The following is a 7128-nucleotide window of genomic DNA, read 5'->3' as shown; positions in this document are numbered from 1 at the left end:
TAAATACAGTATTAGCGATTATATAAATGAATATTACAACAACGTTAGGCCACATCACTATAATGCTGGCCTAGCACCACATGAGTCTGAAGTAAGAAATAAAGATTCTAAAACTGTGGCCAAAATTAGTTGACCACTACAGTCAATGTTCTGTACGGAAGCAAAGCAGGAAAGATGGGATAAGAAATTGGCGGAGTTAGAAGAAATTGAGAAAGTTATGAACCGAAAACATGACGACCTACTCGCTGAGCAATCAGCCTTAGAGAATAAAATCGAAGAAATACAACAAAGCTTAAATCAATAGAGGTATACCTACGCTTCGCTCTGGTTTGCCCCTGCTGTAGGCGTGTCACCGTCCAAAATTGGCTCGTTAGCGAAGTACAGCTAAGAGCGATCTACAGACATTGAGCTGGACTTCACCTCTTTTCTGGCATCGTTATTCATTTGTTGATTCTATAAACCGCTTAAATAGAATCAGAACACGGCCTATGACTGCGACAAATTACGCCGCTTATTTAGCATAATGTGATAATGCAGCACTTAACCGCTTGTTGATTTTCTCCCTGAAATGTAATGGCTCAATAACTTTAATTTGGTCGCTGTGGCTGAGTATCCAGTTCTCCAATTCCAAGGTGTGGCCTATGATCACTTCAACAGACGCCCAGCTTCCATCAATATCTGTGATTTCTTGGTTAGGCAAGAGCTGTTGCTCTGAAAGTAATTTCTTAACATGCCCAGTGACATGCATTGTCAGGGAAAGTGGAGTATCAGAAATCAAAACAAACGCTTCGTCACTTTTTATAAATGCAGCTAAATTAAAATCATTGTCAAAATGCTCATTGGTAGTTTCAATCACTTTGATTCGATGAACTAGAATCGTTCTTACGTCCTTATAATCGTAGTACCGACAGGCCAATACCAATTTCTTCCCTCGAACAATCAAGCCTAATGGCTTAATTGGGTGAAATTTATCTTGGTCATCATATTTTATTTTGACGACTTTATTAGTCAGCAAAGCATCATGTAAGACACTCAGCACAACTTCATCAATTTCATCAGGTTGAACGACAAAGCCGTCGGGAATTGAGGCTACTTTGTGTTTCCATGCATTTAAATTATCAGCAGAGAGTAAGGTATCATTTGCCTGTTTAAAAACCGGAGCTAGGCCTTCGAAAATCGAATGCGGAAGATAATTAGTCAGATGTTGCTCAACCAGGCTGAGAGACAAGGCTTGCTCTATCGGGAGCTTATTTAAGTACCTGAACTTTGAATCGCTTGCAAAGTACCATTTACTCGGTCGCCCTTCTGTACTGAGTAAACCGAGAATAGTCGAGTAAGTTTGCAGATCGCGCTCTATTGTTCTTAGGCTGACATTAAAATGCCCTCCATACTCAGCAACTAACGTCCCTAATATTTCCTTAGCCGTTTTAGATCTTGGCTCCACAGGGATACATGCAGCCATCGCCAAAATCCGTTCAAACACCTTTTTATCACTTACAGTCATACGCTTATCTTGACTAATTTACCTTAGCGACATAATTTGTCGGTTCAGTGTTGCATAATGGAACCAGGAAACACAAGAGGATAACGTAGTGATCACAAGAAAATTATTTAAGGGTTTTGAGTTTGTCAAAGTCGGCCAGTTTTACTTATCAGATACGCCTTTCGAAATTACATCAAACGGCAAAACATGGGACTGGGAGAATCCAACCGCAATCCACTTGGTGACAGAGGAAATTCTTAATGCCGAATGTTCAACATACTTGGTGACCATAGGAACTGAGCCAACAGAAGAAAACATCCTGTATGTTGGTGAATACACTAATTCTCTTAAAGAGCGTTGGTTTCGTGAGCATAAAAAAGGAAAGACTTGGATTTCGTGGCACAGTGACAATTTGGATGACAACTTGAACCTGTTGCTTAAAAAGCTAAACGGCATTGATACATCGGGTAAAAACTGGGTGTCCACTGTTTCGAATAAAGGCCAACTACAGGGGAAAATGGAAGCATTGATATCCATGACGTCAGTGGCAGACGGTGAAAGTGAAATCTCGTTATGGCTGACGACCAATCCCTACCATGTTACGCCAAAGGCAGATAAGACGGTCAATATCAGCAGATCTATTGAGCAGGTGTTTTTAGAAGATCCCACTTTGGATCTCCCGTTTAATTCAAAAGGCCGATTGAGTGCTTCCGGCAACACAAAAACAGTTGTGGATATTTTGCAAATAACGGTTTAAGCAGCTTATATGAAGATTTTGCATTGCACCGATTTGCACTTTTCCCGAGACGCCATCAGCTGGATAGAGGCAAATCGGGCGAGCTATGATGTAGTCTGCCTGACAGGGGATTTCCTCGATGACAGAGAAGAAGCAACAACCTCATTGGCGGAACAAGTCATATTCTTTACGAACTGGTTCAAAAAATTTGAACAGCCGTTATTTGTTTGCTCAGGTAATCACGACTACTTCAAGGGCTCTTTGTCTTGGCTGTCCAGTGGTTCGGGTCTGTATGGTGACGGAACGAGAACCTTAATTGATGGTATTATGTTTGGCTGTATTGGCTATGAAGCGGATAACTTCGAAGCCTATGATGATTGTGATGTCGTTTTATACCATGTGCCGCCAATCAATTCATCCTGTGCCAAATCATCAGGCGAAGACTTCGGTTGCAGTGTTATAAAAACAGCACTTAAAACCAGCTTATCCAAAGCGAAATATCTTTTGTGTGGACATGTTCACAGGCCCGTTAAGCATGCAATCCGCTTAGGCTCTGTAATCATTTCGAACCCTGGCGGTGTGCATAAAAATAACCAAGCAAGTTACGCAAGTATTGAGATTATTAACTCGAACGAAGTACAGCCATGACAGTGGATATTCAATATGAGTAAAGGTAGCGAGCAAGTCAACAGGTCGTCAGGTAAAGAATAAGAAAGAATGCCATGCAGTCTCAATGCAATTAGGAGGCTGATGACTCGATTGTCTATTTGTGGCAGAATCAGCAACTAAAACAATAAAAAAATCAGTAGGATGTGGATTATATGGAAAGGTGTAACTATTGGACCCCATTAAAATCATTATTTGCATTGACCCTGCTATTTTCAGGTAGCCTTTCAGCAAATACAAATATTGGGAGTCCCGCGCTTGATTGTGATCAATTAGGATGGCTGAGCTATAACCCCCAAGACTTTTTGTGGTATATCGAACAAGGCGAAAAAAGTAATGTTAGGCTACCAGTAAGTTTATACGGCCATAAAATATCTCCACCTAAAACCGCACCGTATAGCCTCCCCGTAGAAAAATCCGCTTACGAAAGAGCCTTACAAAGTTGCTACTCTGAAGGAAATAATGTCATTTATTCTGAAAATGAAATGGCCAGTGGCGATACATTAAAAAATGGGTTTACTAACAGCGCAGAGCTAATTGTTAAATATATTAAACAATCCAGAATTGGCGATATTAACCATTATCAAAAAGATTTTGATAAATTAAATGCATATATAGATAACTTACTGAATAAGTATTCTCAGTATGCGGTAGGCAGCGATAGCTATACCTATACAGAATTAAATAAACAACTTCAATCAGAATACTCGTCCTCAAAATGGTTCCTTGAACTCTTCAACAAAAATGTCAGTTATAGAGAGCATCCCAATCAAGAAATTCGAAAACGCTATGAAAATAGCAGGGATACTTTAAAAGATAAATTGACGAAAATTGATAATTTAGCTTTATATTTCAAAGAACAAGCGAAGCTGGAAGCGCAATTATCAGAATATGTTAAAAGCAATGATTTAACCTCAATAGAACACCTTGCTCGCCAACAAGAAATTAAAAAGGAAATTGAAAGCCTGCTTCATGACATTAAAAGTCAAAAAGCAAAAGAATCTATAGGAAAACCCGCATTAGAGCAGGCTTCCAAAGGTGGAAACCAGCTAATAGTGCTAATCACTATGTCGATCGTAACCATTTTTACGTGTATTGGCACCATAGTTGGTTTAGCTCGCAAGGCTCCAGTATATTACGATTTTGATGATCTAATGTATTCAGCGGGCATATTCGCTTGGCCTGTGGCAATTAGCCTTTTTATTTTCTCAATGCCTATACCAGCCATCTTGGCAAATTTAATCCTTTGGGGACCAACTGTTTTTCTAACATATAAAGTAATTGCCGCTACATGGAATGTTGGGCCACGAGCTTTGCTGCCTATTATCGTCGTAACAAAAGTCGTTTGGGCGCTTATGCTAGTCAGTGCGATTTTAATTGCTATGAATCCTTCAGGGAAAACAAGACAAGCTAGAAGAAATAAGCGTACATTAGCTCTTTTCTTCTTAGCTGTGGCAACCCCCATCATTTCAAGATTAATAGCCCGTAAAGAAGGGAAAATATTCAACCCGAACGTTCTGAGTATTTCAGGTGTAAGAGGGGTGGATAGAGTTAGCAGTGCATTAAGAGGATAAGAAAATGGCTAGAAATAATAATAAACAAAATAACTCTATTATTTTTATCATCCTATTCATAGTCGCATTTCTAATACTATTGATAGGCACAGTGGGAGTCGTGCTTTATATTTCTGTGTTTTTATTTTACTTATTTAAGTGGGTTAAAGCACCGTCAATTGAACTTGATACATTAAAGCTAACGGAACAAGAAAAAGCTGAAATTGATGCAACCCAAAAAAGAGTTAAAGAAGAAGAGAAGAAAGTTCAGGTTGAAATAGAGCGATTAAAGAAGACTTTAATTGAGCCTGCAAATGTGGTTAATACTTTTAGGCAACAAATTAATTTTGTTACTCAGTTTAAGGAGATAAGCAGTTCTAGTTCCATAAACCTGACAGATAAAGATTTAGTCGTAGAGCAGCTTAAATTTTCCTCAGAAGACAGAACTCATCTAGACTCACTATTCACTTCTTTGAATCTGATTACTCAAACCCAAACTAACATTGAAGCGACCATAGAAAACTATAGGGCTAGCAATGGGAGCTTTAATAAAAATGGTAGTATCAGCTTAAAAAGTAATAAAGGGAAAGAAACGAAAAAAAATATCGATAATTTGAAATCAGATTTAAATGCTCAGATTAACTCTTTGCATGAAAAAGCGGACGAGTGTTTAAACATTTTAGAGTTAAGGCAAAAACCATACTTAAGACAAGTTGCATCTATTGAACAGCAGATTTCAGAACAACACAGTATGCTAAGAGCATTGCCGCAAGAAGAACAACAATTAATTCACCGCTTACATGCGTCACTCAACAACAGGAAAGAAAAAGCACTTGATACTATTGCTGGCTTTCTTGATGAATATAGAATTAAAGCAACAGCCCTTGTATCTATGTTTGCTTTTGCAGGCTCAATCGTTATCTGTTTAGAGAATTTTAAGCAAGAAATGATCGAGTTAAGTAATTTCGTTACCACCACTCTGTCTATCGAGTTAACTTTTCTCCCAAATACATTCTTTGGCGTCCTTTTTTGTACGAGCATTGTGACCTGGGGCTTTTTCTACGTATTTTTCACGATGGCTTCGGATAAGTCCGCACTGATGAAATTACAAAAACACTCGCCGGAATTGTACAACTTTCTAGAAAGAGAAGTAGGTCATGCTAACCGATAAAAACATTGTTCTTGTTAGGAGTCCATCAGAATTAATAACCGATAATTTAGCGGGATATGGCTGGGGACAGGCAAATTTTTCAGCGTTTGACTCAATAAGCGCTATTTGTGATTACCTTGCAAATAATGGAATAGCGGTTGGCCGACACAGAAACCAAATGAAGCGGTTTTATGAACTGAAAAAAGGTGATGTAGTTGTTATTCCGGTATACAGAGCAATAGTACTTGGCAAGGTTGAGGGCACTAAAAGTTACGGACAAGGCATCCAGTATGGAGAGAACAGAGTTAGCGTCAATTACTTCAAAGATGAACAAGGCTCAGTTATTAGGATCCCTCGTTCTAACCTATCCCAAGGGCTGGAAAGCAGATTAAAAATTAGAATGTCCATCGCATCACTAAATGATTTTCGTGATGAAATTACAGAGTATGTCAGCCAGTTAGAAACAGACAATAAAGTTTGCTTTGACAGCATTTTTCAGCAAAAGAAAGATGCAGCCATTGAATCATTTAAACAGAACCTGCTTTCAAATTTAGTGAATGGAAATACAACGTTGAAAAGTGGTGGGTACGGCCTAGAACAGCTAGTAAAGGAGCTGCTGGAAATTGAAGGCTACACTGCTCATATTGAAGCCAAAAACCAATCGTCAGATATTTCTGACATAGATATAACCGCAACCCGCAATGACCCTGTTTCATCAAATCGGGTATTCATCCAGGTTAAACACCATAAAGGAAATACAAGCGATTGGGCTGTAAAACAACTGGTAGATATTGATGAAGATGAACACCACGACAAATGGGTGATCACTACTGGAAGTGTTGACGATTCAACTGTTAGCCTTGCCTCTGAACATAATATTAAAGTTATGACTGGTGAGGACTTAATAGACTGGGTGTATAACCGCATTGAGCAATTAAGTCCTAAATTTAAAGAGCAGCTTGGTGTATCAATATTACCGCAGATTATTAATTAACCTTCGCTCCAGATAAACAGAGCTAGGCAATAAGCTCGCTATGGACGTACAAAATTGCTTTGAAGTAAACCAAACGTTCAATATTGTGTTAGATGTATTTGTTTTATATATCAAAAAGTTAGGTTGATAGCTGTTTGAAGCTATGGCTAATTAAATTGATGTCCAATGGGATCGCGTCTTGGCTTCTGCTAGTAAAATAGCTCACCAATTACGCCCACATTGTTTCTTGTATTCCTAATGTGTGAAGTAGTTTTCTAGTTGCCTTATAGCCGGGTTTTGTGTTTTATATTCTGAGGCAGCAAAATCTAGACTCAATGTTCGCTTTTGGCAAAGCAGTCGTTAAGTCGAACTTAGATGGACGTTAGAACTTATTCAGTTGAGGTCATCTGATGTTGGGTATATCAACAGAGTTTTTGTTTCCAACTTTGATTTATAAAAATTAGAGCGATTTTTGCTCACTCAAATGCTAGCGCTATTTTTGTTTCCGACTTTCCTCTAACCGAGCCGTTTGTTACGAACCATAACTCGGGGCTCATAGACGATTTT

Annotated in this window: 6 protein-coding genes and 1 pseudogene; 6 read left to right on the top strand and 1 reads right to left on the bottom strand. The window is 38.7% G+C overall.

Translation table 11 applies throughout. The features are described 5' to 3' along the window. Nucleotides 1-133 (top strand): annotated as a pseudogene (locus tag ABYD77_RS06760) (IS3 family transposase); the annotation flags it as partial. 378 nt (nt 134-511) lie between these two features. Here the strand turns inward: ABYD77_RS06760 and ABYD77_RS06755 are convergent. Further along, nucleotides 512-1504, bottom strand: a complete 993-nt coding sequence (locus ABYD77_RS06755; RefSeq protein WP_372768262.1) for a helix-turn-helix transcriptional regulator — start codon at nt 1502-1504, stop codon at nt 512-514. Nucleotides 1505-1592: 88 nt separating this feature from the next. On the opposite strand from ABYD77_RS06755, the gene ABYD77_RS06750 reads away from it, so the two are divergent. The 5 genes from ABYD77_RS06750 to ABYD77_RS06730 all read left to right on the top strand — a co-directional run bounded on the left by ABYD77_RS06750 (nt 1593) and on the right by ABYD77_RS06730 (nt 6582). Further along, nucleotides 1593-2240, top strand: coding sequence for a hypothetical protein (locus tag ABYD77_RS06750; protein WP_372768260.1), 648 nt, complete (start codon nt 1593-1595; stop codon nt 2238-2240). A 9-nt stretch (nt 2241-2249) separates the two neighbouring features. Further along, nucleotides 2250-2867, top strand: coding sequence for a metallophosphoesterase (locus tag ABYD77_RS06745; RefSeq protein ID WP_372768258.1), 618 nt, complete (start codon nt 2250-2252; stop codon nt 2865-2867). Between the two features lie 173 nt (nt 2868-3040). Continuing rightward, nucleotides 3041-4459, top strand: coding sequence for a hypothetical protein (locus ABYD77_RS06740; RefSeq protein WP_372768256.1), 1419 nt, complete (start codon nt 3041-3043; stop codon nt 4457-4459). A 4-nt stretch (nt 4460-4463) separates the two neighbouring features. Next, nucleotides 4464-5609: a hypothetical protein gene (locus ABYD77_RS06735; RefSeq protein ID WP_372768254.1), complete on the top strand. Its 1146-nt coding sequence runs from the start codon at nt 4464-4466 to the stop codon at nt 5607-5609. After that, nucleotides 5596-6582: a restriction endonuclease gene (locus ABYD77_RS06730; protein ID WP_372768252.1), complete on the top strand. Its 987-nt coding sequence runs from the start codon at nt 5596-5598 to the stop codon at nt 6580-6582. The genes ABYD77_RS06735 and ABYD77_RS06730 overlap by 14 nt, the downstream gene beginning before the upstream one ends. Nucleotides 6583-7128 lie beyond the last annotated feature (546 nt).

The organism is Pseudoalteromonas sp. (assembly GCF_041629635.1).
Lineage (GTDB): Bacteria > Pseudomonadota > Gammaproteobacteria > Enterobacterales > Alteromonadaceae > Pseudoalteromonas.
This window is presented reverse-complemented; position numbering and strand designations above follow the sequence as displayed.